The organism is Runella sp. MFBS21, from assembly GCF_029433105.1.
Classification (GTDB): domain Bacteria; phylum Bacteroidota; class Bacteroidia; order Cytophagales; family Spirosomataceae; genus Runella.
On sequence record NZ_JARNTW010000003.1, the window covers coordinates 239,779 to 264,847 of the forward strand.

Genomic DNA, 25,069 nt, shown 5'->3' on the forward strand with positions numbered 1-25,069 from the left:
TTAAGGGCCTAACCAAAACGTATAATGAACAACGTCACAAGAATCACCGTCATTGAAGACAATGAGGCCGTCAAAGATGGCCTTGCACTCATCATCGGAAGTCAGCAGCGGTTTCAGGTAGTCAATACCTACACCAACTGCATCGATGCCCTCAAAAACCTCCGTAGGGATATGCCCGACTTGGTCTTGATTGACCTTGAGCTACCGGGTATGCATGGCATAGAAGGTATCAAGCGTATCTTGCGTGAGCGCCCTCATACCACCTTGCTTGTGGTAAGCGTACATGAAGATAGTAAACTTGTCTTTGAGGCACTTTGCGCGGGTGCGTCGGGCTATTTGACCAAAGATACTGACCATATTAGGCTGCTCAATGCCATCGATGAAGTATTAAGTGGAGGAGCGCCTATGAGTTCAAAAATCGCCTCTTTGGTAGTAAAGTCTTTTCAAAGAAATCTCAATTCGCCCCTCTCAGACCGTGAGACGGATGTATTGACTCTTTTGTCAAAAGGTAAAACCTATCATTCTATTGCCGATGAGCTTTTTATTAGTGTCGAAACTGTCAAAACCCATATTCGAAATATATACCAAAAACTACACGTCACTAACAAAACTGAAGCCCTTAAAAAAGCCGTCAAAGACAAGCTTATTTGACATAACGATTTTTGGGGGATAAAACACCCATTTTAATCTCTTATCGGCAGCAGACTATGAACACAACCCTCTCATAGTCTGCTTTTTATTAACAAAACCACTATTTTGGGGTGATGCGCAGCATTGTAGATTTTCGTTGCTTTATGGTTAGAATTTAACCCTTACAAAGCCATGAAAATGAAAAACTTATTGCTGTTACTCGCGGTACTTTGTGTTAGCTTCTATACCCAAGCAAACAAACCTACCGAACAAGAAGAAGTGTATGGACTCCACTTGGCCAATGGCCGCCAATCTACCCGCATTCGCTTTGAATTGCATTCTAATCTTATCATCGTGCCCGTCAAAATCAATAAGTCAGACACCCTCCGATTTGTGTTGGATACGGGCGTAGGCTCTACTATTTTGACCGATGCCTCAGTAGCACACAAATTGGGTATGAAATCGGTTCGAAAAATGAAAATTCAAGGCATGGGAAATGGCGAAGCCATGGCTGCGGATGTGACCGTAGGCAATACCCTTAAAGTCGGCAAGTTGCAAGCTTTCAAACACAATGTCGTGGTGATGGATAAAGACATTTTACGCCTTTCCGAATTTGTGGGCGTACCTATTCATGGTATTTTTGGCTACGAAATCTTTAATAAGTTTGTGGTAACGATTGATTTCAACCGGCAAGAACTCACCCTCACTACCCCCACCAAATACAAATACTCTGCCAAGCATGGCGACAGATTTCCGATTGTGATTGAAAAGACAAAACCTTATTTAGACGCGGTGACGGTTGTGTCCAACGATCGTGAATTGCCTATTAGAGTCGTGTTGGATACAGGCGCGGGTCATGCCCTGATGCTCAACACCTCTGCTTCAAATATACAACTCCCCCAAAAAGTGGTCAAAGCCCAACTCGGCGTAGGTTTGGCGGGCGTTATCAATGGGCATATTGGTCGAATTCCTAAAGTACGAATCGGCAATTTTGAACTTAACGATGTTATCACCACTTTTCCTGACAGCAGCGCCTTTGGGGTCAAAATCACCGACCAACATCCCTACCGTGATGGTAATCTTGGAGGCGAATTGTTGCGTAGGTTCAAAGTTACTTTCAATTATGAGGCAGGCTACATAGTGCTAAAGCCCAATAAAAAACGCTTCAACGACCGTTTTGAACACGACATGAGCGGCATTGATGTGAGGGCCAAAGGAAATCGCTTTCGCCAATATTACGTAGAAAATATCGTAGAAGGCTCTCCTGCACAGCAAGCCGGCCTACAAGAAGGCGACGAATTACTTTTTATTAACAATGAATCGGTAGAAGATTTGGCACTTTCGGAGCTTTATCGGATGTTTCAACGAAAAGAAGGTAAAGAAATCAGATTAGTAGTACGTAGAAATGGCCGCCCTGTCTCAATTGATTTTGCGTTGAAAAGGATAATTTAATACCTTTCAGTTCCTTTAACCAACGCCCTCTTTCATGCCTAAGCCTTTTTTTACGATTCTCCTTCTTTGGAGTTTACAAGCTTATACTCAAAATATCCCTTTAGTCAACCCACCTCAATCCCCCCTCGTGTTTGAGCCAGCAAGCACGGGGGCTTATGAGCGTGATTTTGCACTATCGCCCGATGGCACCGAAATGTACTGGTCGGTGGTTACCCCAAAAAATATTTTTAGTGCTATCGTTGGTCGAAAATTAATTAAGGGTCAATGGAGTCCGCCACAAGTTGCTTCTTTTTCAGGACAATTTAGCGACCTAGAGCCTGCTTTTTCGCCCGATGGCAAGCGTCTTTATTTTGCTTCAAACCGCCCTGTCACTCCTAACGATTCTACCAAAGATTTTGACATTTGGTACGTAGAGCGTACTTCGGCAGGCTGGTCTTTGCCCAAAAATATGGGAGTGCCTATCAATACCCCCGATGCTGATGAGTATTACCCTTCACTCACTTCTAATGGGACTCTTTATTTTACGGCAATTTATAAAAATGGTCTCGGCAAAGACGACTTGTGGCGTAGCGAATGGGTCGATGGCCAATACACCTCACCCAAACTCGTGGATAAACCCATCAGTACCGAAGGCTACGAGTTTAATGCCTATGTTTTGCCCGACGAATCTAAATTGTTTTATACAAGTTGTTTTCGAAAAAATGGCGTTTTGGATTGTGACTTGGTTGTGAGTTCGCGCTTGTCCGACGGCAGTTGGAGTTCCCCAAAACCGCTGGAGGGAGTCAATTCTGACAAACTTGATTATTGCCCCTTTGTATCTCCTGATGGCAAAATTCTTTTTTTTACGAGTGAAAGGGCTCCGAAAAATTGGGATTTGACGAAGCCGCTGTCTTATCAAGATTTACAAAAACGTCTTCAATCACCCCACAATGGAGAAGCTGACCTCTATTGGGTAGAGCTCAAATCTGTACTTCCAAAACCATGAAACGAATATACACCATTGACATCACGCGCGGCGTGGTGATGATTATCATGGCCTTAGACCATGTAAGAGATTTGCTGCACACGACCGCCCTCACCCAAGATCCCACCGACCTTCGTACTACCACCACCGCCCTCTTTCTGACGCGTTGGGTTACACATCTGTGTGCGCCTAGCTTTGTGTTTTTATCGGGGACTTCGGCCTACTTAACTTTCAAAAGCCAAAACAATCTCACTCAAACCCGTCAATTTTTACTCAGTCGTGGACTTTGGTTGATGTTTCTGGAAATCACCATTGTCAATTTTGCCTTTTGGTTCGACCTACAATTTCGGACTATCATCTTGCAAGTCATTTTTGCCATTGGAGTGGGTTTTGTAGGACTTTCATTTTTGCTAAAAATCCCCGTCAAAATTTTAGGTGCCATAGCTGCCCTCATCATTGTGTTGCATGGGCTTACTTTTTTTGTGCCGATACCCAAAGACCAAGCGGCGGCTATCGGGTGGTCGTTTTTGTTTCGGACCAATGTATTCCCTCTTTCTCCCAATTTTGTACTTGGTACGCTTTACCCAGTAGTGCCGTGGTTTGGAATCATGCTCGCTGGCTTTTCGTTTGGGGCGGTACTTCAACAACCTGCGCGTCGCAAATGGCTATGGCGTGCTTCCTTTACAGCACTTGGTTTGTTTGTGATAATCCGATTCATCAATTTTTATGGAGACCCAAGCCTCTGGAGCAAGCAATCTTCGGACTGGTTTACGGTGCTGTCGTTTATCAACGTCTCCAAATATCCCCCCTCGCTTTTATATACCCTTTTGATGTTGGGGTTGATGTTTGGTATTTTGGCTTTGGGAGATATACAGCCCAATGTTTTCACCGAGCTATTGGCTACGTACGGTCGCGTGCCTTTGTTTTATTACCTCCTTCACTGGTACCTCATTCACCTTCTGATGTTTGGTATGGTGTTTTGGCAAGGATTCGGTTGGAAAGATATTCCTATTGGACCCTTTAGTTTTGGTCGCCCTCCAAACAGCGGTGTTGAACTACCTACGGTATATCTCGTATGGGGCGGTGTGGTACTTACCTTGTATCCTCTCTGTCGATGGTATGCACGTTATAAGGCCGCCAATAAAAACATAAAATGGTTGTCTTACTTGTAATTGAATCCCCTTACAATTAATTGTCAATGAAATTTTATCAACTTGTGGTAATCATTCATCTCGGCAATGCCCCTCATATGATAAACCTCTAAATTCGGGACGACTCACAGGTGAAGCTCAAACAAGGAATTTATTTATGTTTGATTCGGTCATATACCAACTGTATGATACCATCTTTTAGGCCCAGATCTGGCACCAAAATCTTATCCGCGCCAGACCATTTCATCACCGAAATATAAATATCAGAAGCAGGTACAATCACGTCGGCACGGTCAGCATTGAGGCGTAGCTTGTGTACACGCTCTTCTTGGCTAAATGACGCAATATAATCTCTCATCCGCTGAAGTTCGGAGAGAGACGTCGCATTTTCTTCCGTTTTTGATACTAGATTAAACAATTTGGAAATATTACCTCCCGTACCCACAGCCGTCACGGGTTCAAGCGTGTCTACATTATCTTCAATCCAATTTTCTATTTTACGCCAAGCCCCTTTGCTCTCCTTTCCCTCAAGCAAGCGCACCGAGCCAATCTTAAAAGATTTAGAAGCAATTTTTTGACGGTTAAAATAAATATTCAATTCGGTACTTCCTCCGCCCACGTCAATGTGAAGATACTGACCGTCTTCGATTGATTGCACCACCACATTATTGATAAGCTGCGCCTCCTTGATACCGTCGATGATATGAATCCTAATCCCCGTGATAGCAGCTATACGCTCAGCTACCTCGTGGCCATTGCCCGATTCTCTCATAGCAGACGTGGCACAAGCCATGTAGCCATCTACTTCATGTAGCTCCATAAGAAGCTTATAGCACTGCATCAATTTGAGCGTGCGAGCCTCACTTTCAGGGGTTATGTTTCCAAAATTAAAAACATCATGACCTAAGCGTAATGGAAAACGCACATACTCTACCTTCTTAAAACTGGTGTGCCCGCCGTCGTGCAAAACCGACGAAATTTGCAGCCTTGCTGCGTTAGAACCAATATCAATTGCTGCTATTTTCAACGATTGTTTCTCATTTAGTTTCCGCAAAAGTAAAGCCTAGTAGATTACCTTTTAATAATCATGTGGGTTAATTTTTGAAAAATCACACAATCCTCGTTAGTTTTGTCGGTCATTATTAAAGTAAATCAAAAAATAAAGTTGGCAAACTTTTGTTAACGTTGTCCCGGTTTTAAATTTTAGTGACCCGTAGTCAACAGTTAACCTACCGATTTGTAGAATGAAAATACTTGGAATCTCTGCTTTTTATCACGATTCAGCCGCTGCTTTGATAGATAACGGTGAAATTGTAGCCGCCGCACAAGAAGAACGTTTTACCCGCAAAAAACACGACCCCAACTTCCCAGCCAATGCCGTTAAGTATTGTCTTGAGTATGGTGGTACTACCCTCAATGAGCTAGATGCCATTGTATTCTACGATAAGCCTCTTCTCAAATTCGAGCGTTTGCTAGAAACTTACTACACTTTTGCGCCCAAAGGAATCAAATCGTTTATTACGGCGATTCCGGTGTGGATTAAAGAAAAAATGTTTCTCAAGCGCCTTATCAAAGAGGAGCTAGAGAAAATCGGTTATGACCCCAAAAAACCCGTCAAACTTCTTTTTCCGGAGCACCACTTATCGCACGCAGCAAGTGCCTACTACCCTTCTCCCTACGAAAAAGCGGCGATTTTGACCATAGACGGCGTAGGCGAGTGGGCCACGGCATCTATTTGCTCAGGCGAAGGCAATAAAATCTCTATCCTGAAAGAACTACGATTCCCTCATTCGTTGGGGCTTTTATATTCGGCATTTACTTACTTTTTAGGGTTTAAGGTCAACTCTGGTGAGTACAAACTCATGGGCTTGGCTCCCTACGGAAATCCTTCGTCTCCCGACGTGGATAAGTATGTAGAAACTATCAAAAAAGAATTAATAGACCTCAAAGAAGACGGTTCTATCTGGCTCGACCAAAAATACTTCGACTATGCTACTGGCCTCAAAATGGTCAACGAAAGCGAATGGGAGCGGATGTTTGGTATGAAAACCCGTAGACCTGAAGACCCTCTCGAAGCACATCATTGTAATCTAGGTTTGGCGATTCAGCGCGTTACGGAAGAAGTAGTAGTAAAAATGGCCCAAGAAGCCAAACGCCTTACGGGTGCCGACTATTTGTGTTTGGCAGGAGGTGTGGCGCTCAATTGCGTTTCCAACGGAAAACTACAAAAAGCCAACGTCTTCAAAGAAGTCTTTATCCAACCTGCCGCTGGTGATGCAGGAGGCGCCCTTGGCGCAGCACTGACGGCTTATTACATTTATTTTGACCAAAAACGCGTCATCAATTATACCCAAGATGCCATGAGCGGCTCTTATTTAGGGCCTACTTTCTCAGATTTGGATGTAGAATTGGTGGCAAAAAAATACAAAGCCGTTGCCAAAAAATTTGAAAACTTCGACGAGCTTACCCAAGAAGTAGCCAAAATCTTAGCGGAAGGCAACGTAGTAGGCTGGGTACAAGGGCGCATGGAGTTTGGGCCACGCGCATTGGGCGCACGAAGTATTTTAGGAGATCCGCGCAATGCTGAGATGCAGAAAAAGCTCAACGTCAAAATCAAATATCGTGAATCGTTCCGCCCGTTTGCGCCTTCGGTATTGGCCGAAAAAGTAGGTGAGTATTTCGATTATGAAGGTATTTCGCCTTATATGTTACTTGTGCATCCTGTCAAAGACTCACGTCGCAAGCCACTTCCAGCCGATTTTGATTCGTTTGATTTGCGCAACAAGCTTTACTATTTGCGTTCGGATTTACCTTCTATCACGCACATTGATTTTTCGGCGCGGATTCAGACCGTACACAAAAACACCAACCCACGTTACTATCAACTCATCAGCGATTTTGAGAAATTGACGGGATATGGGGTCATCGTAAACACTTCTTTCAATGTACGAGGGGAGCCTATCGTAAGTACACCCAACGACGCCTATCGTTGTTTTATGCGTACCGAAATGGACTATTTAGTAGTAGGAAATTACGTATTTGACAAACGTCAACAACCTCATTGGGAAGACACCGACAACTGGAAAGAAGAATTTACCTTGGATTAAGGCTAAGCACGAAGAGAGAGATACTTTATTTCTCTCTTTCGTCTAATACCTAATAAACATCCAACGTCTGTTTCAATATGACCTCAAAATTAATCACGTCACTTGTCCGCCTTATTTTTCTAGGAATCGTTGCTTTCTTTTTGTTTTTCCCCGACAAATTGAGTATCAAGTTTGATTATCCTTATGCGGGCTTGGTAGATAATTTTTATGTAAGATTGGCCAAGGCCACTTCGCTTTTATTGATTTTGATAGAACTACTCCGAATGTTTTATTATGGAGTAATCAAAAATCCTAAAGGCAATAAAATCATCACCAACATCGCTACATTGGGGATTATGGTGGTTTGGCTTGTGGGTATATTAGAAATAGCGTTTATGTTTATCTCCCAAAGCCACGAAGGAGATTTGAGCAAGGCTTCTCAAATTTGGTTTGCGAAATACTGGAAACCTATTACGCCAGAAGGCTACCGAGATTTCCCTAAATCTAATCCCGAGCAAAAGAAAAAAATCCTAGTATTGGGAGACTCTTTCGCGGCGGGGCATGGGCTTGAAAATACCGAAGATCGTTTTTCAGACCAATTAGAAAAAAAATTGGGCGCCGATAAAGTCGCCGTTTATAACTTAGGGGTATCGGGTTCAGATACGCGCGATGAGTTTGAGCGTTTACAGAAATTCCCCGTGAAACCAGAAGTGCTGGTATTAGAATATTTTCCTAACGACATCGAAAAAGCGGCCCGCGATGCCAAGCTGACCTTGGCTCAATTTCAGCCTTACGATGACATCAAAATGCCAGGGGTAGGGTCATTGGTAATGCGCTTTTATCTGCCAAATTACATCTATTGGCAGTTTCCGCATATGCCTCCTGCTTCGATTACTGATTTTGTTCAGAAATCATACACAGATACCACTATTCTCAACCCACATTTGCGAGATTTGCAGAAAATTGTTGACTATGCTCGGCAACACAATGCTCCAATGTACGTTGTAATGGTGCCTTTTTTGCAAAACGTAGAAAAAAGTAATGGCTATACTAAGCCCATTGAAGAGTTTTTCATAAAACAAAACATTCCAGTGGTACGCCTGAGTGAGTATTTGGAGAGCATCCCTGCCAAAGAGCGCATCGTAGGAAAAAACGACGGTCATGCGAGTGCCAAAGTCAATGCCTTGATAGCGGAGAAGTTGTACGAAAAGATGCGGCAATCTCCTCAAGCTTTGAAATAGAGTATCAACAAATAACTAGGTAACGCTAAGATTCACTTTGGCATAACCTTAAAATGTGTAATTTTGTATTTAAACAACATTGAATCACTGTTATTAATTATTTGTTTGAAGTTAACTCTCTAGCTATCAACTCATAAAACTAGTAACTTATATCTTACAAAAATGGATTTTCTAAAAGACTTATTTGCCTTCTTAGGCGAGCGAAAAAAATGGTGGTTGGCTCCAATGATTATTCTTTTGTTGCTCATTGGCGTTATTATTGTCATTGGTGGTGGTTCGGCAGTAGCCCCATTCATTTATACATTATTCTAATTTAAAGTTGTTTGTTTGTCAGTTATGAGAGCCTATCCCATAATTGACAAATGAATCAATGGATAACACCTTTTAAAAATGTCTGAAGCAGAAAAAAGTAAAGCCCAGTTAGTGATTGTCACTGGGTTGGTAATCTTTTCGTTTATTTTCAAATCGGCCTCCTTATATTTACTCTACGCCGCAGGGATTGTAGGTCTTCTTAGTATTTTCGTTCCTGTAGTAGGAGATTTTATCGTAAAAATTTGGTTCAAAATCGCCGAAGGATTAGGATGGTTTAACTCTCGGGTTATTCTTTCGATTATGTTTTATGTGTTTTTGTGGCCAATAGCGATGCTTTATCGCCTTTCTACCAAAAACCCAATGGGCGTAAAACGTCCTACATCTACCAATACCGTATATGTAGAACGTAATCATGAATACACCAAAAAAGACCTAGAACAAATCTGGTAAGATTTGTTCTACCCTTTTTCTAAAAGCCACCAAATCGGCTTACGGCGTTTCTGAACATGGTAGTTGGTCATCAAGTACAGGCTAATGTGCTCGATGGCCTCATCTACACTATCAGTCACTTTGAGTAGTCCTAGGTCTTCGGGCGATATGGTACCTTGCTCTACCATTTTTTCGAGCATTGTCAACATGGGTTTGTAGTATTCTGTGCCCATGAGTACCATCGGAAAATTAGTGACTGTGCGGGTTTGAATGAGCGTCAAGGTTTCATACAGTTCATCCATTGTCCCTACTCCACCGGGCATAATCACAAATCCATAAGAATATTTGACCAATAGTACTTTACGCACAAAGAAGTACTTAATCTTCACCCATTTTTGCATATAAGGGTTTTCACTTTGCTCGTGGGGCAGTTTAATATTACAGCCTACCGAACGTCCCCCATTTTCGAACGCACCTCTATTGGCCGCTTCCATAATACCTGGCCCTCCTCCCGTCATTACGGTCATGCCAAGGTCATTGACGATGCGTTTTCCCAATTCGCGCGCTTGCTCATAATACACCGACCCTTCTTTGAAGCGAGCCGAGCCAAAAACCGTAATACACGGCCCCACAAAATGCAGCGCTCGAATTCCTTTCAAAAACTCCCACAATACATCTAGGATAAATAAAAACTCAAAACGACGGCTTTTGGGGCCTTCCAAATAATAATCTCCGTGACGTTGGTCAATAAAAGGCTTTCTTTTTTCTGGTTCTGGAATCATATGGAATTTAAATAACTATTTAGTATTGTATTCCTTTACGAATGAATCTAAAGGAGAAAATATAAATCTTGGAAAAACTTTTGAGTGATTTTCTATCAAGAGCTAATCAATAAAAACCGAAAGCCCATGTTTTTAGACATTTAAACATCCCTCTCCCCCTCAAAATCCCAACAAAAGAGGCAAAATTACCCAATCAAAGTAGGGATAAATTTACCCTATGTCGTCACCATTATCTTTAACCCCAACCCCTCAATAATTTTGAGGAAAGTAGAGAGCTGTACATCTACCTTACCGTTTTCAATACGGCTAATAAACTCCTTTTGCATCCCCACTTTGTCGGCTAGTTCGGTTTGGGTTAAGTTATTTCGTTGGCGATACTGTTTGAGGGTTTCACAAAGCTCAGCGGCTTTTTGTTTGGCGGCTTCTGTTGGTAAGATTTGCGGGGGTAAGGGATGTTTAGCCAAAATTTCTTTAGCGCGAGCTACCTGTGCCAATATTGCCGGAGAATCGGCATAACTGCTTAAAGTAGCATCTTCTTTGATGATTGGTTTCATTTTATTGGTTTCTTTTTATGATAAATCCTTCATAATCATTCCCTGCTTTAAATAACTCCCACCCCTCACTTGCCAACCCATACACCGTAAAGTATTGCTCTATTTCTTTAAAGTTATTGGTAATTCCTATACGATAAAGTCGTGTTCGTGCAGGGGTGCTGCCGGTGGCAAATATCAAAGCATCAGGGTGACGATTGGTAAAATCAACAGTAGTGGCAGCAACTGTAGCCAGCACTTTCATACTGTCACCGTTGTTTGTTACGACTGTATCGCTTATTTCATCCGTCACAGGGTCAACATCTACAAAACTTAAATTGAAGATGATATTGCTTTCATCTATCGGTCTATATTCTATTCGTTTTCTAATACTTCCATGCGTACCCTCACTCACAAACTCATAAATATCCGCCTGCCTTTTACTACTGATAGGATATTGTTCTTGTTTCATCTAACAAATTTATAAATTAACTAATTCATTAACAAAAGCACTTTATAGCAAATCACTAAGTAACCTTTGTTTTTCTACCATTAAAACTTCTAAGATAACTTTAATTAGTCTTTAAGGTTAGCATATTACAATAAGCGTGAAATAAATACGAATTTCAATGATTTGGTTATTCGTTGATAGGTCAAGTGCCTCTAAAGGCTGTTTACTTAAAATAGTACTTTTGCAAACTTGCCAAGTTTAACCCTAACTTAGCAGCAATTTTAGTGATTTTGTTATGATTCAGATACAATCTTTTGTTTTCTCTCCTTTTCAAGAAAACACTTACATTCTTTTTGACGAGACGCACGAGGCGGTTATTATCGACCCAGGTTGCTTAATGCAAGCCGAAAAAGAAACACTCGCCCAATTCATCACCCAAAATAGACTCATAGTAAAGGCACTGCTTCAGACCCATGCTCACCTCGACCATGTGTTTGGAAGTGCGTTTGTGAAGCGAAAATACGGCGTCAAAATGTGGATGCACAAAAACGAGCTTCCGATTTTGGCCTCTGTCGAAAATCGATGCCAACTTTGGGGAATCCGTGGCTATGAGCCAGTAGAAGCAGATGAGTTTATCGACGAAGGTGATATTATTTCTTTCGGAAATTCTCAGCTTGAGATATTGTTTGTACCCGGTCATGCGCCTGGTCATTTGGCGTTTGTAAATCATGCGCAGCGTTTTGTTATCGGCGGTGATGTGCTTTTCAAAGGCAGTATCGGGCGTACCGACTTCCCACTTTGCGACCACGATGCACTCATCAATAGTATTCAGACCAAGTTTATGACTTTAGAAGATGACTACCGCGTATATGCTGGTCATATGGATAGCACTACGATTGGACATGAGCGCCGCACCAATCCTTTTCTCACTTAATTTTATGTCAAAACCTAAACTACTAGCCACTTCTGATATTCGACTTTTCACGATTCCCAACCTCATGACCTGTGGCAATCTCGCTTGTGGCTGTTTGGGAATTGTATTTAGTTTCAGGGGAGATTTGCTCCTCTCAGGTACTTTGATTTTAGTAGCAGCCGTCTTAGATTTTTTGGACGGTTTTGCCGCTCGGATGCTTCGACAATCATCGGCAATTGGGAAAGAGCTTGATTCGTTGGCCGACATGGTCACTTTTGGAGCTTTACCCTCGATGATTATTTTCCAACTATTGGAGAAAACCAGTACTTCTATTGATATTGGCAATATGCTGATTTCTTTTAGCGCATTTATTCTTACTATTTTTTCGGCTTTACGTTTAGCAAAATTCAATATCGACAGTCGCCAATCAGATTCTTTTATTGGCGTACCTACGCCCGCCAATGCCTTATTAGTTGCCTCTTTGCCTTTTATTTTACGCAGTAATCCCGAACTAGAACCGTGGATAGTCAATCAACAAATACTCATCGGATACACTTTATTGATGTCGTATTTGCTAGTGGCTGAGTTACCACTTTTGGCTTTCAAGTTCACCACCTTTGCTTGGAAAGCCAACCAAGTCAAATATATTTTCCTTCTAGTGTCGGTGATTTTATTGTTTTTGCTGAAATTTGCAGCAATTCCGCTGATTGTAGCTATTTATATACTTCTGTCAGTGTTGCAAAGGTTTATTAAAATTCAATAACATAGCACATTGTATTTCAATGGTTTTGATTACGAAATACTTTGTTCTTACCATTCATTTAAAATCAAAAAATTCCAGATGAAATTTATCGCCGAAATCAACGTCATGCCCCAAAAAGAAATTTTGGACCCCCAAGGTAAAGCTGTTAAATTGGGACTTCACAATTTAGGAATTGACGACGTGTCGGATGTTCGTATTGGTAAACATATCACGATGGCTCTTGAAGCTGACTCTGAGGCCGACGCCAAACAAAGAGTAGAAACTGCTTGTAGCAAATTGCTCGCCAATATGATTATGGAAGACTATACTTATACCCTCAAAGAAGGATAAATCATGAAAAAGGTGATTGCTAACTCCATAAAGCAATCACTTTTTTTATTATCTGACTCCTAATTCATTCCCTCAATGCCTTATTCCAAAATAACAGGGTTGGGCTACTACATACCTGAAAATGTAGTTACCAACGAAGACCTTAAGCAGTGGATGGACACCTCCGATGAATGGATTCGGGAACGAACCGGAATTCGGGAGCGGCGTTTTTTTACTTATGGCAAAGATACCAATGCAAGCATGGCTACTGCGGCCTCACGGCAAGCTTTGGGAAGAGCAGGTCTGCAACCTTCTGACGTAGAGCTAATTGTATATGCTACAATTACTCCTGATTATTTCTTTCCAGGGTCAGCATTTTTGATGCAACGCGAGCTCGACTTGGTGGGTATTCCCGTCATTGATATTCGTGAGCAATGCTCGGGATTTGTGTATGCACTTTCCATTGCGGATCAGTTTATCAAAACAGGCATGTACAAAACAGTACTTGTAGTGGGCGCCGAAATCCAATCCACTTGGACCGACAAAAGCACCAAAGGCCGCAATGTAGCCGTGATTTTTGGAGATGGCGCAGGGGCGGCCGTAGTTCAAGCTACGGAAGATGATTCGCACCGCGTTTTATCGACTCACCTACACGCCGACGGACGTTTTGCGGAAGATTTGTACGTCAAAGACCCCGGTAGCAGCCGGCCTACTCGCTCCGCTACCAAAGAAATGATTGATGAAGGAGGCTTCGAGGTGGTTATGAATGGAAATGCCGTCTTCAAACACGCCGTTGTAAGATTTGCCGAAGCCATCCGTGAAGCCCTTGATGCCAATGGCTACCGTCCCGAAGACATTTCACTTTTGGTACCTCATCAAGCAAACGTACGTATCAGCGAATATGTACGCGACCAAATGAAACTCCGCGAAGATCAAGTGATTAGTAATATCCATAAATATGGAAATACTACCGCCGCTTCTATTCCCATTGCCCTTACCGAAGCTTGGGAAGAAGGCAGAGTCAAAGAAGGTGACATTATTTGTCTTGCGGCTTTCGGAAGTGGGTTTACTTGGGCATCCGCTTTGATTAAATGGTAAAAATTATCCCTCTCTCGCTTGCCAAGTCTATCTAAAAAACTTGGCAAGTTTCATAAATGGTTGTGCTGAGTCCTTGATAGTTTAAATGCTTTTTTTAAACTTGTCATCTCATAACACTTCCTTTTATGAAATCGTATCACATCCGCCTTTTTGAATATGACCATTGGGCCAATCTACGTATCATCGATGCCCTCGAAAAGCTTGATACGCCGCCCGAAAGAGCGCTCCTATTGATGAGCCATATCCTCAATGCCCAGATGGTCTGGTTTACCAGAGTGGCCAATGACCACTTAGTGGTAAGTCCCTGGGATTTATTGCCTATTTCGTGGCTTAAAGAAACGGCCGAACGCAGTTTTCAAAAATGGGATAGCCTTATCAAAGACACCGATGAGCAAGAATTCAATAAAATCATTAAGTATCAAAATACAACTGGTGCAAATTTTGAAACGCCGCTGGGTGAGATTTTAATCCATCTTACGCATCATGGTGCCTACCACAGAGGCCAAATCATCTCTTTGCTCAAACCTATGGTAAATCCTCTCCCAGCCACAGATTATATTTTATGGCTTAGAGAAAACTAATTTTTTTTACCCTCATTTTCGGCATTTCCTTACCTTCATTACGTTACGATATGTCAACTATCAATCGGCGTCGTGCTCTCAAAACACTCGGCCTTACGGCAAGTGCGGCTGCATTTACCCATCATGCCCAAGCCGAAACGATTCAAGAAATCACGTTTCCCAAAGATCCTCGCTATATAGCTATCGCTCAACCCATAACGGCGATAGTATTGGGAGCTGGCAATCGGGGAAATGTCTATGGGAGATATGCTTTAGCCAATCCCAACGATATAAAAATGATAGGCGTAGCCGAGCCTGTTGCTTTCCGAAATGATAAGTTTGCGAAAGTGCATGGAATCAGCGAACAGCATCGTTTTAAAACGTGGGAAGATGTCTTTAAAGTCCCCAAATTTGCGGATGCTATCATCATCTCCACTCCCGATTATCTGCATTATGGCCCTGCTATGAAAGCTTTAGCGATGGGCTATCATGTATTGTTGGAGAAGCCGATTTCACCCTCTTTACAAGAGTGTTTGGAAATATTGGCTGCTGCAAAAAAATCCAAAAGTATTATTGCGGTTTGTCATGTGTTAAGATATACGACTTATTTCCGCAAACTCAAAGAGCTTTGTGATTCGGGAGAACTAGGTACGATGATGAGTATCAATCATTTGGAAGGAATCGAATATGTCCACATGGCGCACTCTTATGTAAGGGGCAATTGGCACGAAGCTACCAAAACCAATCCTATCATTTTAGCTAAATCGTGTCATGACTTAGATATTATGCGGTGGATTGCCAGCAAATCCGCTAAAACCGTATCAGCCTATGGCAATCTGAAATGGTTTAAACGCGAAAACGCCCCTGAAGGCAGTACCGAACGCTGCGTAGAAGGTTGCAAGGTAGAACGTGAGTGTCCATTTTCTGCCATAAAGGTCTATTACGAGCAAAAAAAACGCATCCACGTACTTGATGTTCCGGAAGACCCCGCGCTACAAGGTCCCGCTATTTTAGAAAAGCTCAAAACTTCCAACTATGGACGTTGTGTATATCGAATGAACAACGACCAGCCCGACCACTACACCAGTATTTATCAATTTGAAGAGGGCGTATTGGCTACTTTTGGCTTAGAGGCGTTTACGGCATGGGAAGCCCGCAAAACCCGCGTTATGTTTAGTATGGGTGAAATAGAAGGAGACAATGATTTGATAAAAGTAACCGATTTCCGAACCAAAGAAGTAACCTTATGGAAAGCCAGTACCCAAAAAGAATTTAACAACTCTGGGCATGGTGGTGGAGACTTTGGCTTAATGCAAAATTTTGTTCAAGCAGTAGCCCAAAACAACCCTTCTCTCCTTACCTCTACTATCGATGCCTCTATCGAAAGTCATGTAATGGGATTTATGGCGGAAGCTAGTCGAAAAAATGGAAAATCGATGGAGATAAAACTGGGGTAATCCCCACCAATCTGTCATCAACAATAATGGGTGAACCAACAAACGAACGTCAACTCTGGCAAGACTTTCAGAATGGAGACGACGACGCCTATACGCAGCTCTATAGGCTACACGTCAGAGCTATGTACCGTTATGGGCTTAGTTTAGTGCCTGTATCAGAGGCATTTGTATTAGATTGTATTCATGATGTATTCACCGAAATTTGGGCCAAACGTACCCGCCTTTCTGTACCCGACAATGTGCGTTATTATTTATTAAAATCTCTCAAAACCCGCATTCTTCACCTGCTAAAACGCCAAGAACGTCCTCATCAATTTGTTTCTCAAGATGATTTCGATGATTTGTGGACTGAACCTGCAAACGATGAATTACAAACTCAAGAAGAGGAAAGTATCAACAAACAAGAATTAATCAAAAACCTCATAAGCCAGCTTCCGCCTCGTCAACAAGAAGCCATTCGCCTCCGATTTGTAGAAAATTTGGAATATACCCAAATCGCCGAACTGCTGTCCATGAATCGTCAATCTGCCCAAAATCTAGTATTTAGAGCAGTCGAAAAACTTCGTAACTGGCTCCTCCCTTCCTTATTTTATCTTTTTTCAAGATTTTTTTAAAATCTAGTGAGTATATAATACACCCATGTGTCATCTACGGACAAAAATCCTTGACACTTGTGACCAACCTATATCAGACGTATTCTGCAACCGATTTTGTAACCGACGATGCTTTTCTCAAACATCAACTTACACCCGACGAAAACTCTAAGGAGTGGTGGCAAAGTTGGCTTGCTCAAAACCCCCATAAGCAAGAAGAATGGCAAAGAGCCGTTCGACTGCTTGAAGCCGTAAAACTAGGCCTCAATGAATATACCCGCACCTATCTGACGCCCGAAGCCGAGGCAATGCTACTTCAACGCATCAATGCCACCAATCAAGCCCACGATGAAGAGACAATTTCACGCGCTCTTCCTGCCCTGAACCGTAGCTGGGCTTGGTATGCTGCGGCAGCTTGTGTGATATGCATAGCAGGTTTAGGCTGGTATACATACACCAAAAAACCTTTGCCTCCCTATCAAGCTTATGTCAAAAACCTCAATGATTCGAAAATAGAAAAAATAAACCAAAGCGCCCTACCTCTGTTGGTACAGCTACCGGATGGTTCTCAAGTAAAGTTATTCCCTCAGAGCCGTTTGAGTTATGATAGTCATTTTGGTCAACAAAACCGCAGTGTTTACCTATCGGGAAAAGCTTTTTTTGACGTAACCAAACAGCCCCATAGCCCTTTCTTTGTATACGCCAACGAACTAGTCACCAAGGTATTAGGAACTAGTTTTGTGGTTCAAGCTTATCCCAACGACAAGCATGTAGAAGTACAAGTCAAAACGGGCAAAGTATCGGTATTTACCCAAAATGACCCTGACAAAAAGCAAAAGTTAAACAATCGTGAATTGGAAGGGATAGTACTGACTCCTAACCAACAAATTATCCTTAATCGACAAGAATTAAGGCTTTCGAAGACTTTGGTGGCCGAACCTCAAATTTTATTAGAAAAACTTCAAATACCCACCTTCGAGTTTGAAGAAACTCCTGTAGTGGAAGTATTCGAGCTTATCGAAAAAGCTTATGGCGTCAACATCGTTTATGATGCCGAGCTTCTCTCATCGTGTACTATCACGGCTTCATTGACCGACGAATCTCTCCCCCACAAAATCAAATTGATTTGTCAAGGGATTGGAGCTAGCTACGAAACCATTGATGCCCAAATAGTAGTGTATTCAAAAGGCTGTAAATAATATTATTCAATTATATCCAATTTCAACATCTAACCATTACTTTCTCCTATGAGAAAACATCTACGTCTTCGCAGTTTGGCTATTCGTACGGTATGTCTGACCTGTACTCAGCTGCTGCTTTCTGTACTATTAATTGGTGTCACGTACGCCCACGAAAGCTACGCCCAAGAGTTGTTGCAACAACGCATCACCCTCCGCGCAGAAGAGCAATCTTTCAAGTCAGTGTTGTCCAAAATCGAAAAACTTACTTCGGTCAAATTTTTGTATAGCCCAAGTCTTATCAAAACAGAACGTAAAGTAAACGTCCATGCGGTCAATGAGCCTTTAAGCAAAGTATTAGAATCACTGCTCAAGCCTCTGCAAGTATCGTACGAGGTAGCAGGCAAACAAGTTATTTTAAAACAAGAAGCCCAACCAATCCAACCAATCGAAAAAAAGGTTTCGATTGGCAATGATGCCATGCTTATCCAAGATCCTATCAAAGGAACACTCACCGATGCAAAAGGAGAAGTGTTGGCCGGAGTAAGTGTATTGGTCAAAGGTACAAATCGGGGTACTTCTACCGACGGCGCAGGAAAGTATAGTATCATAGCTAACCCTTCTGAGACACTCGTATTTTCGTTTGTAGGTTATCTTAAAAAAGAAGTAGCGGTAGGAAATCAGACCGAAATCAACGTTGTGCTCAATGAAGACACTCAAACCTTGGGCGAAGTAGTAGTCACTGCGCTTGGTATTAAAAGAGACAAACGTGCGCTGGGATACTCTATTCAAGAGATTAATGGCGAGAGCCTAGCCCAAGCCAAAGAAGCTAACGTAGCTACATCGTTGGCTGGAAAAATCGCTGGAGTACAAGTGACCCGCGCTGGAAATGGAGCTGGTGGGTCTTCGAGAGTAGTGATACGTGGTGCAAATTCATTGGTCGGCAATAGCCAGCCTTTGTATGTAATCGATGGTATTCCGATGGACAACAGCAACGTAAACTCTCCTAGTCGTTGGGGAGGTATTGACTATGGCGACGGAATCTCCAACATTAATCCAGAAGATATCGAAACCATGTCGGTCTTAAAAGGCCCTAATGCTGCCGCACTTTATGGACAAAGAGGTAGTAACGGAGTGATTTTGATTACCACCAAATCTGGTAAATCTCGCAAAGGGATTGGAGTCAAATATGGTATTGATTATTCGGTAGGAGATGCCCTCGTATTGCCAGACTTTCAGGACGAGTACGGACAAGGGCTCGACGGAACTTTTACGCACTTTCGGGGCAACGACGGGAAAATATATACTTGGGCAGCAGCTCAAGCAGCCAATATCCAAGGCATGCCCAAAATGAGTGGTGGACGCGACCGCTTCACCCGTTCAAGTTGGGGTGCTAAAATGGAAGGGCAGCAATACGAAGACCAATGGGGTAATATCTTAAGTCTGACTCCTCAGCCCAATACTTTCCAAACGTTTTTCAATAAAGAAAAACAAATGGCCAACAATATTAGCGTTGAAGGGGGCAACGACAATGTCAACTATCGTTTGTCGTTTGGCAATACCAAAATCGACGGCTACACTCCTGGCAATACCCTTAATCGTAACAATATCAACCTTCGTACCCTTGCCAAAATTACGCCCAAATTAGACTTGGACGTTAAAGCTAACTATATTGGTCAACGAGGCAACAATCGTCCTACAGTATCGGATGCCGCCGACAACCCTGCATATTTATGGATAAGCCAGCCCCGCTCCATGCCCATGAGTGTCTTAGAACAATCAGCATGGACAGCCGAAGATATCACAAAACAACTTGGCTACGGAAGCATTATTTATCCGGGTTTGGAAAAAACATATGCTACCAACTCTTCCACGGCCAACCCTTACTGGACTCGTGACCATACCCGCAACTCTGACGACCGTCAGAGGCTTATTGGATTGATTAAACTGAGTTATCAATTCAATAACTGGATTCGATTGACGGCCAAAACAGGTACCGACTTTTATACTGACCAGCGTTTTCGGTATCGTGAAAAAGGAACTTACCAAAGCCAAAACCGCAACGGCGACATCATAGAAGAAGTGACTCGCGTACGAGAAGACAACAGTGACGTGTTGTTGTCGCTTACACCTCAATTGTCAAAAGATTTCTCGTTATCGCTTAATCTAGGAGCCAATCATCAGAAATTTTCAGCTCGTACTACAGGAAATACTGGTACGGAATTTATTGCACCTAATTTATATTCTATCAACAATACCCTGCTCAATTCTTATATTTTCAACCTTTCGGAGTCTTCCATCAACTCCGTATATGGAGCAGGTTCAGTAGGATTCAGAGACTATTTATTTGTTGATTTCTCTGCTCGAAACGACTGGTCGTCTACACTCTCACCAGCCAACAATTCGTTTTTTTACCCTGCCATTAGCAGCAGCTTAGTAGTTACGGATGCCTTCAATTTACAAAATAGTACCCTCAGTTTCTTAAAAGTACGTGCTTCGTGGGCACAAGCGGGAAGCTCAGGAAGCCCTTATCAATTGACAGGTAACTACTCACTGGACCAAAACCCTCATGGTGGACAGCCATTAGGCTCGTTTACATCGGTAATTCCTGACCCTAATCTAAAAAATGAGTTGACTACATCCATTGAATTGGGTCTTGAAGCTCGTTTCTTCAAAAACCGCCTTGGTCTTAGTTTTGCTTATTACGATGCTAGCACCAAAAACCAAATCCTCAATATTCCATTGCCGCCTTCGAGTACATTTAGTTCACGACGTATCAATGCAGGCGAAATCCGCAATCATGGTATAGAGCTATCGATTACGGGTACACCTGTGCGCACCGAATCTGGGTTTTCGTGGGATGCGACTTTCAATTTTTCCCGCAACCGAAACAAGGTGGTTGAGTTGGCTGAAGGAGTCTCTACTTTCCTTTTGGGCGATGATCGCAACGTACAAGTCATTGCTACCCCTGGCAAGCCTTTCGGAACTATCATCGGCAATGGCTTTCAGTGGCTTCGTGACGACAAAGGCAATCGCCTCATCGACCCTACTACAGGCTTACCGCTCAAAACCAACGCCAAATCTTTATATGAAATTGGAAGCGCTTTGCCCAATTGGATTGGCGGTTTCAATAATGTGTTGCGCTACAAAGGCTTTGCGCTTTCAGGTTTGATTGACATCAGCCAAGGTGGTAAAATATTTTCACAAAGCCTTCGCGAAGAACTGGTATATGGTACAATCAAAAAAACACTACCTGGACGCGACGGAACTTACGTAGCAGAGGGAGTAGTAGCTCAGAAAAATGCCGACGGAACTTGGACAAGCACTGGTCAAACCAACACCAAACAAGTAAGAGCGCAGGATTATTGGAACGTCATTGCACCAGATAAAGATAACGTAGTCTCTGAAGAAATGCTGAATGATGCAAGCTATGTAATGTTTAGAGAACTTACTTTCAATTATCAATTACCTTCTAAGTTTATCAGCAAAACACCTTTCCGCAACATCCGCGCGGGTGTATATGGTCGTAACTTGTTTTATTTCCAACGCAAAACCGACGGCTATGCACCCGAAGCTTCTTCCTTCAATGTCAACAATTCTTCGTTGGGGCTTGAATCTACTTCACTGCCTTTGTTGCGGTATTTTGGTGTAAGCTTGAATTTAGAACTCTAATCAACTCTTTACCTTTTTAAGACATACATTTTATGAAACATATAAAAATCAAATCGCTCGTGGTGTTGGGAAGCCTCCTTATGGCACAAAGCTGTACCGAAGATTTTGAAAAAATCAATACACCCCCTACTACCCTATCTACCATTGATCCGGGGCTGATTTTATCAAAAGCCCAAAAAGATGCGGCATTTTCGGAAGGTTACGAATACCCTAACAATCAGTTTGGCTCATGGATACAACATTGGGCAGGGGGCGTTTTAATATCTAGTTCAAGGTATATTCAACAAACCGACGATAACCTTTGGAATGATCACTACGCACTTATCAGAAATCTATCACAAGTACGGAATCAAATACTCAAAGGTCGTGAATCTGATCCTAAAGCCCGCACCAAATTGGCCATTGCGCGGATTGTAGAGATTTCGATATGGCAACGTCTCACTGATCTTTTTGGTGATGTTCCATTTTCCGAAACCGCATTGGGTGTAGAAGCCGTCAACAACCAACCTAAATTTGACACGCAAGAGTCTATTTATAAAAAACTAATTCAAGATTTAGATGCGGCTATTGGCCAGCTCACTCCTACTGATGAAAGCTACGGCAGCGCTGATTTTTATTTCAAAGGCAATATCGCTCAATGGAAAAAATACGGCAATTCCCTTAAACTACGTCTTGGGATGCGGATTAGGTATGCGGATGCAGCATTGGCTCAAAAAACCGTAACTGAGGCCATGGGCCAACCGCTGATGGAAAGTAATGCCGACAATGCTGCCGTTCCTACCTTCAATGATGCCACTAACGGTAATGTACACCCTGTACTCAATCATTGGCTTGCTGGTAGCCCCGACCTCAAATACCTAGCGTCGGCCTTGGTGACTCAACTTGTTTCGACCAAAGACCCACGGCTCCCACGTTTGGCTCAGCCTAGTGTTAATTCAGTAAAAGCCGGTGCTCCTGCCTACAAAGGCATTGGTGTAGCCCTTACTGATGATTTGCTAAAGGCTGTTATCAAGGATGATTATTCTACGGCTTCCCAAACTACCTTTTTCAACAAAGCTTATAGTCCCGCTATTGCCTGTTTAGCGATGTCTTTTTCAGATGTTAGTTTTTACAAAGCCGAGGCTGCCCTAGAAGGATGGGGTGCTACTACCGATCAAGCCGAGAAATTTTATCAAGATGGTCTCAAAGCCGCATTGGCTCAAAACCCCTATAATGTCACTACTATCCCAGCAGATTTTCAGGAACAGCTTTCTTTTACGGGATTGAGCAAAGAACAAAAGCTAGAAAAAATTGGTACGCAAAAGTGGATTCAGTTGTTTGGACGCTCTTACGAGGCCTTTATCGAATGGCGCCGCATGGGCTATCCCGCGCTCAAACCAGGCCCCAACTTAGGCTCTACCAATGGGCAGATTCCGAGGAGAGCTATTTACTCATCTAGAGAGACATTACTCAACAAGCCTAATTATGATGAAGCCGTAAAACGCCTCTCAAACGGCAACTCCTACACTTCAAAAGTGTGGTGGGATAAAAAATAAACCCTTCAATAATAAAGGGCTGTTGGAAAATCCAACAGCCCTTTATTATTTATAAACTCAGCATATCTTTAAATCTAATGGCTTGGCGGCGAGAGATTTCTATTTTTTCACCGCTTCCGCGCAAAGTCACCAAAAGCCCCCCTGAAAACCAAGGTTCGATTTTGTCAATCCACTGCAAATTGATGATATGTTTACGGTTAGCTCTAAAAAAAGAAACGGGGTCGAGACGCTCCTCCAAAGCATTCAATGACTTAAGAACGAGTGGTTTTTGGTCGTCAAAATGAAGACGTACATAATTACCCATCGATTCAAACAGCCTTACTTTACCGAGTTTTACAAACCAGCATCTTTCACCGTCTTTGATAAAAACTTGGTCGTTTTCTCCCAAAATTTTACGTTCGGTCAAAGTCTCAGTTTCGTTCTTTCTGTCGAACTCATCAAATACCCGATGTACTGCTTCGCTCAATCGAGGTAAATCAATAGGTTTCAGGATATAATCTAGCGCATTGTATTCAAAAGCCTTGAGAGCATACTCATCATAGGCTGTTGTAAAAATTACTTCTGGAATTGTATCATCATCCAACGATTCCAACAATTCAAACCCGTTTTTACCAGGCATCTGAATATCTAAAAACAATAAATCGGGGCGTTGCTCTTCTACTAGCTTTTTTGCTTCGTCGGCATTAGCCGCTTCGCCTACAATTTCAATCTTTGGAAAATTCTCTAACAATCGGCGTAACTCGTTTCGAGCCAACCTTTCATCATCAATAATCAGGGCTTTCATTAGCAAATGATTTGTGGTTTATCATATTTTGAACTTTTAGGCTACGGCAGGCCTATTTTATATACTTTTAGCCGCTTTCTTTGTTGAGGGGATACTCCTAAATACCCCTTCGGTTTGAATTGGAATAATCACCTCAGCTCTTACCACTTCTTCCGATTCCTGAAAAATCCTAAACCCCGCCGAATCTTCTCCATACAACAAATGTAAGCGACGCTCAGTATTTTCAAGGCCAAACCCGCTTGCTTCCTTGTGTTTTTCTAAATCGTTGTCTTTTTTGATGAGCGTTCCCGTATTTCGAATATGAATATGTACGTGATCGTTTTCTAAAAAAGTAGTCACCTGAACAAAACCCCCATTTACGGCTTTTTGGACTCCATGTTTGATTGCATTTTCGACCAAGGTCTGGAGCATCATAGGAGGCACTTGTAAATATAGAGTTTTGGGATCAATATGAAAATCGGTAGTAAGTCGGTCTTCGTAGCGCACTTTTTCTAGACTCAGATAATCTTCTACCGTTTTTAGTTCTTCGCGTAGCTCAACGGTTTTGCGCCGATCAGCTAGTAGCGAATTGCGCAAAATATTAGACAGCTGTGTTATTCCTTGCTGTGCTTTGGCCGGATTTTCCGAAATAAGGGCTCTAATAGAATTAAGGGCATTAAATACAAAATGAGGGTTGAGCTGAGAGCGAAGTATCTTGGCTTCAGTTTCTTTGACAGAGGTCTTGAGCAAAATCTTCTCAATTTCGGTAGCCCGCATGTTTTCTACATAATGATAAATCGTATAGCTCAGCACCCACATAAACATACTCTTGCTCCACGACAACAAATGACCAAAGAAAATAAATAATTGGCTATGAAATATCTCTCTAAGAGTCTGTATATCAATAGGATAATTCATCAAAGTCATGATAAATCCTAACAAAAATCCTGAGAAAATAACCCGAGGAACTAGTCTATATAAAGGCAAACTAACCCAGTTCTGTTCTTTTACAATCAGGCGATAAAAGTGAGTGAGCAATATGCACACCAAAATATTGGCGATGGCAATAAAAAACATCTTGAGCGTAAGCTCGTCTTCGAATGCGTAGTAGAGCAATTCGTAGAACATAAGAGCCGACCATCCCCCTATTTGACAAATCCAGTATATTCTTTTTTTCGACATTCGTCCAATTTAGCTAAT

General features: G+C 42.3%; 24 protein-coding genes. 18 read left to right on the forward strand and 6 right to left on the reverse strand.

What is annotated here, in order from left to right; genetic code table 11:
• Positions 1-24: 24 nt before the first annotated feature.
• From P1X15_RS08390 to P1X15_RS08405, 4 genes are all read left to right on the forward strand, one after another.
• Positions 25-651, forward strand: coding sequence for a response regulator transcription factor (locus P1X15_RS08390; RefSeq protein ID WP_028666709.1), 627 nt, complete (start codon positions 25-27; stop codon positions 649-651).
• Between the two features lie 177 nt (positions 652-828).
• Positions 829-2,082 (forward strand): aspartyl protease family protein, encoded by a 1,254-nt coding sequence (locus P1X15_RS08395; RefSeq protein ID WP_277337702.1) that lies wholly within the window; start codon positions 829-831, stop codon positions 2,080-2,082.
• A gap of 34 nt (positions 2,083-2,116) precedes the next feature.
• The gene (locus P1X15_RS08400) at positions 2,117-3,067 is read left to right on the forward strand and encodes a hypothetical protein (RefSeq protein ID WP_277337703.1); all 951 of its coding nucleotides are present in this window, start codon (positions 2,117-2,119) and stop codon (positions 3,065-3,067) included.
• On the forward strand, positions 3,064-4,218 hold the full coding sequence (locus P1X15_RS08405) for a DUF1624 domain-containing protein (RefSeq protein ID WP_277337704.1): 1,155 nt from the start codon (positions 3,064-3,066) through the stop codon (positions 4,216-4,218). Before P1X15_RS08400 ends, P1X15_RS08405 begins: the two co-directional genes overlap by 4 nt.
• 130 nt (positions 4,219-4,348) lie before the next feature.
• Here the strand turns inward: P1X15_RS08405 and P1X15_RS08410 are convergent, their stop codons facing one another.
• Positions 4,349-5,224 carry a Ppx/GppA phosphatase family protein gene (locus tag P1X15_RS08410; protein WP_277337705.1) on the reverse strand — a complete coding sequence of 292 codons (876 nt, stop codon included), beginning with the start codon at positions 5,222-5,224 and terminating at the stop codon, positions 4,349-4,351.
• Positions 5,225-5,441: 217 nt separating this feature from the next.
• Here P1X15_RS08410 and P1X15_RS08415 point away from each other — a divergent pair, with 217 nt between their 5' ends.
• From P1X15_RS08415 to P1X15_RS08430, 4 genes are all read left to right on the forward strand, one after another.
• Positions 5,442-7,304, forward strand: a complete 1,863-nt coding sequence (locus P1X15_RS08415; RefSeq protein WP_028666713.1) for a carbamoyltransferase — start codon at positions 5,442-5,444, stop codon at positions 7,302-7,304.
• Positions 7,305-7,381: 77 nt separating this feature from the next.
• Complete coding sequence (locus tag P1X15_RS08420) at positions 7,382-8,524, forward strand: GDSL-type esterase/lipase family protein (protein WP_277337706.1); 1,143 nt, start codon at positions 7,382-7,384, stop codon at positions 8,522-8,524.
• Between the two features lie 162 nt (positions 8,525-8,686).
• Positions 8,687-8,836 carry a DUF5989 family protein gene (locus P1X15_RS08425; RefSeq protein WP_169579790.1) on the forward strand — a complete coding sequence of 50 codons (150 nt, stop codon included), beginning with the start codon at positions 8,687-8,689 and terminating at the stop codon, positions 8,834-8,836.
• A 78-nt stretch (positions 8,837-8,914) separates the two neighbouring features.
• Positions 8,915-9,286 (forward strand): SxtJ family membrane protein, encoded by a 372-nt coding sequence (locus P1X15_RS08430; protein ID WP_277337707.1) that lies wholly within the window; start codon positions 8,915-8,917, stop codon positions 9,284-9,286.
• Between the two features lie 8 nt (positions 9,287-9,294).
• Here the strand turns inward: P1X15_RS08430 and P1X15_RS08435 are convergent, their stop codons facing one another.
• From P1X15_RS08435 to P1X15_RS08445, 3 genes are all read right to left on the reverse strand, one after another.
• The gene (locus P1X15_RS08435; RefSeq protein WP_277337708.1) at positions 9,295-10,047 is read right to left on the reverse strand and encodes a TIGR00730 family Rossman fold protein; all 753 of its coding nucleotides are present in this window, start codon (positions 10,045-10,047) and stop codon (positions 9,295-9,297) included.
• Between the two features lie 215 nt (positions 10,048-10,262).
• Entirely contained in the window at positions 10,263-10,601 is a 339-nt protein-coding gene (locus P1X15_RS08440; RefSeq protein WP_277337709.1) for a helix-turn-helix transcriptional regulator, read from the reverse strand.
• 1 nt (position 10,602) lies between these two features.
• Entirely contained in the window at positions 10,603-11,049 is a 447-nt protein-coding gene (locus P1X15_RS08445) for a DUF6934 family protein (protein ID WP_277337710.1), read from the reverse strand.
• Positions 11,050-11,323: 274 nt separating this feature from the next.
• Here P1X15_RS08445 and P1X15_RS08450 point away from each other — a divergent pair, with 274 nt between their 5' ends.
• The 10 genes from P1X15_RS08450 (at position 11,324) to P1X15_RS08495 (ending at position 23,106) form a co-directional block, all read left to right on the forward strand.
• Positions 11,324-11,962 carry an MBL fold metallo-hydrolase gene (locus P1X15_RS08450; RefSeq protein WP_277337711.1) on the forward strand — a complete coding sequence of 213 codons (639 nt, stop codon included), beginning with the start codon at positions 11,324-11,326 and terminating at the stop codon, positions 11,960-11,962.
• 4 nt (positions 11,963-11,966) lie between these two features.
• Positions 11,967-12,704, forward strand: coding sequence for a CDP-diacylglycerol--serine O-phosphatidyltransferase (gene pssA, locus P1X15_RS08455; RefSeq protein ID WP_277337712.1), 738 nt, complete (start codon positions 11,967-11,969; stop codon positions 12,702-12,704).
• 78 nt (positions 12,705-12,782) lie between these two features.
• Complete coding sequence (gene purS / locus P1X15_RS08460) at positions 12,783-13,034, forward strand: phosphoribosylformylglycinamidine synthase subunit PurS (protein ID WP_028666719.1); 252 nt, start codon at positions 12,783-12,785, stop codon at positions 13,032-13,034.
• Between the two features lie 75 nt (positions 13,035-13,109).
• Positions 13,110-14,111, forward strand: a complete 1,002-nt coding sequence (locus P1X15_RS08465; RefSeq protein ID WP_277337713.1) for a 3-oxoacyl-ACP synthase III family protein — start codon at positions 13,110-13,112, stop codon at positions 14,109-14,111.
• Positions 14,112-14,236: 125 nt separating this feature from the next.
• A complete protein-coding gene (locus tag P1X15_RS08470; protein ID WP_277337714.1) occupies positions 14,237-14,692 on the forward strand; it encodes a DinB family protein in 456 nt (151 codons plus the stop codon).
• Between the two features lie 50 nt (positions 14,693-14,742).
• Complete coding sequence (locus P1X15_RS08475) at positions 14,743-16,128, forward strand: Gfo/Idh/MocA family protein (RefSeq protein WP_277337715.1); 1,386 nt, start codon at positions 14,743-14,745, stop codon at positions 16,126-16,128.
• Positions 16,129-16,154: 26 nt separating this feature from the next.
• Entirely contained in the window at positions 16,155-16,742 is a 588-nt protein-coding gene (locus tag P1X15_RS08480; RefSeq protein ID WP_277337716.1) for an RNA polymerase sigma factor, read from the forward strand.
• A gap of 59 nt (positions 16,743-16,801) precedes the next feature.
• Entirely contained in the window at positions 16,802-17,920 is a 1,119-nt protein-coding gene (locus P1X15_RS08485; protein ID WP_277337717.1) for a FecR domain-containing protein, read from the forward strand.
• Positions 17,921-17,968: 48 nt separating this feature from the next.
• Positions 17,969-21,571, forward strand: a complete 3,603-nt coding sequence (locus tag P1X15_RS08490) for a SusC/RagA family TonB-linked outer membrane protein (RefSeq protein WP_277337718.1) — start codon at positions 17,969-17,971, stop codon at positions 21,569-21,571.
• A 32-nt stretch (positions 21,572-21,603) separates the two neighbouring features.
• Complete coding sequence (locus tag P1X15_RS08495; protein ID WP_277337719.1) at positions 21,604-23,106, forward strand: SusD/RagB family nutrient-binding outer membrane lipoprotein; 1,503 nt, start codon at positions 21,604-21,606, stop codon at positions 23,104-23,106.
• Between the two features lie 49 nt (positions 23,107-23,155).
• On the opposite strand, the gene P1X15_RS08500 is transcribed toward P1X15_RS08495, so the two are convergent.
• Both P1X15_RS08500 and P1X15_RS08505 read right to left on the reverse strand, forming a co-directional pair.
• On the reverse strand, positions 23,156-23,890 hold the full coding sequence (locus tag P1X15_RS08500) for a LytTR family DNA-binding domain-containing protein (RefSeq protein WP_028666723.1): 735 nt from the start codon (positions 23,888-23,890) through the stop codon (positions 23,156-23,158).
• 57 nt (positions 23,891-23,947) lie between these two features.
• Positions 23,948-25,051, reverse strand: coding sequence for a sensor histidine kinase (locus P1X15_RS08505; RefSeq protein WP_277337720.1), 1,104 nt, complete (start codon positions 25,049-25,051; stop codon positions 23,948-23,950).
• Positions 25,052-25,069 lie beyond the last annotated feature (18 nt).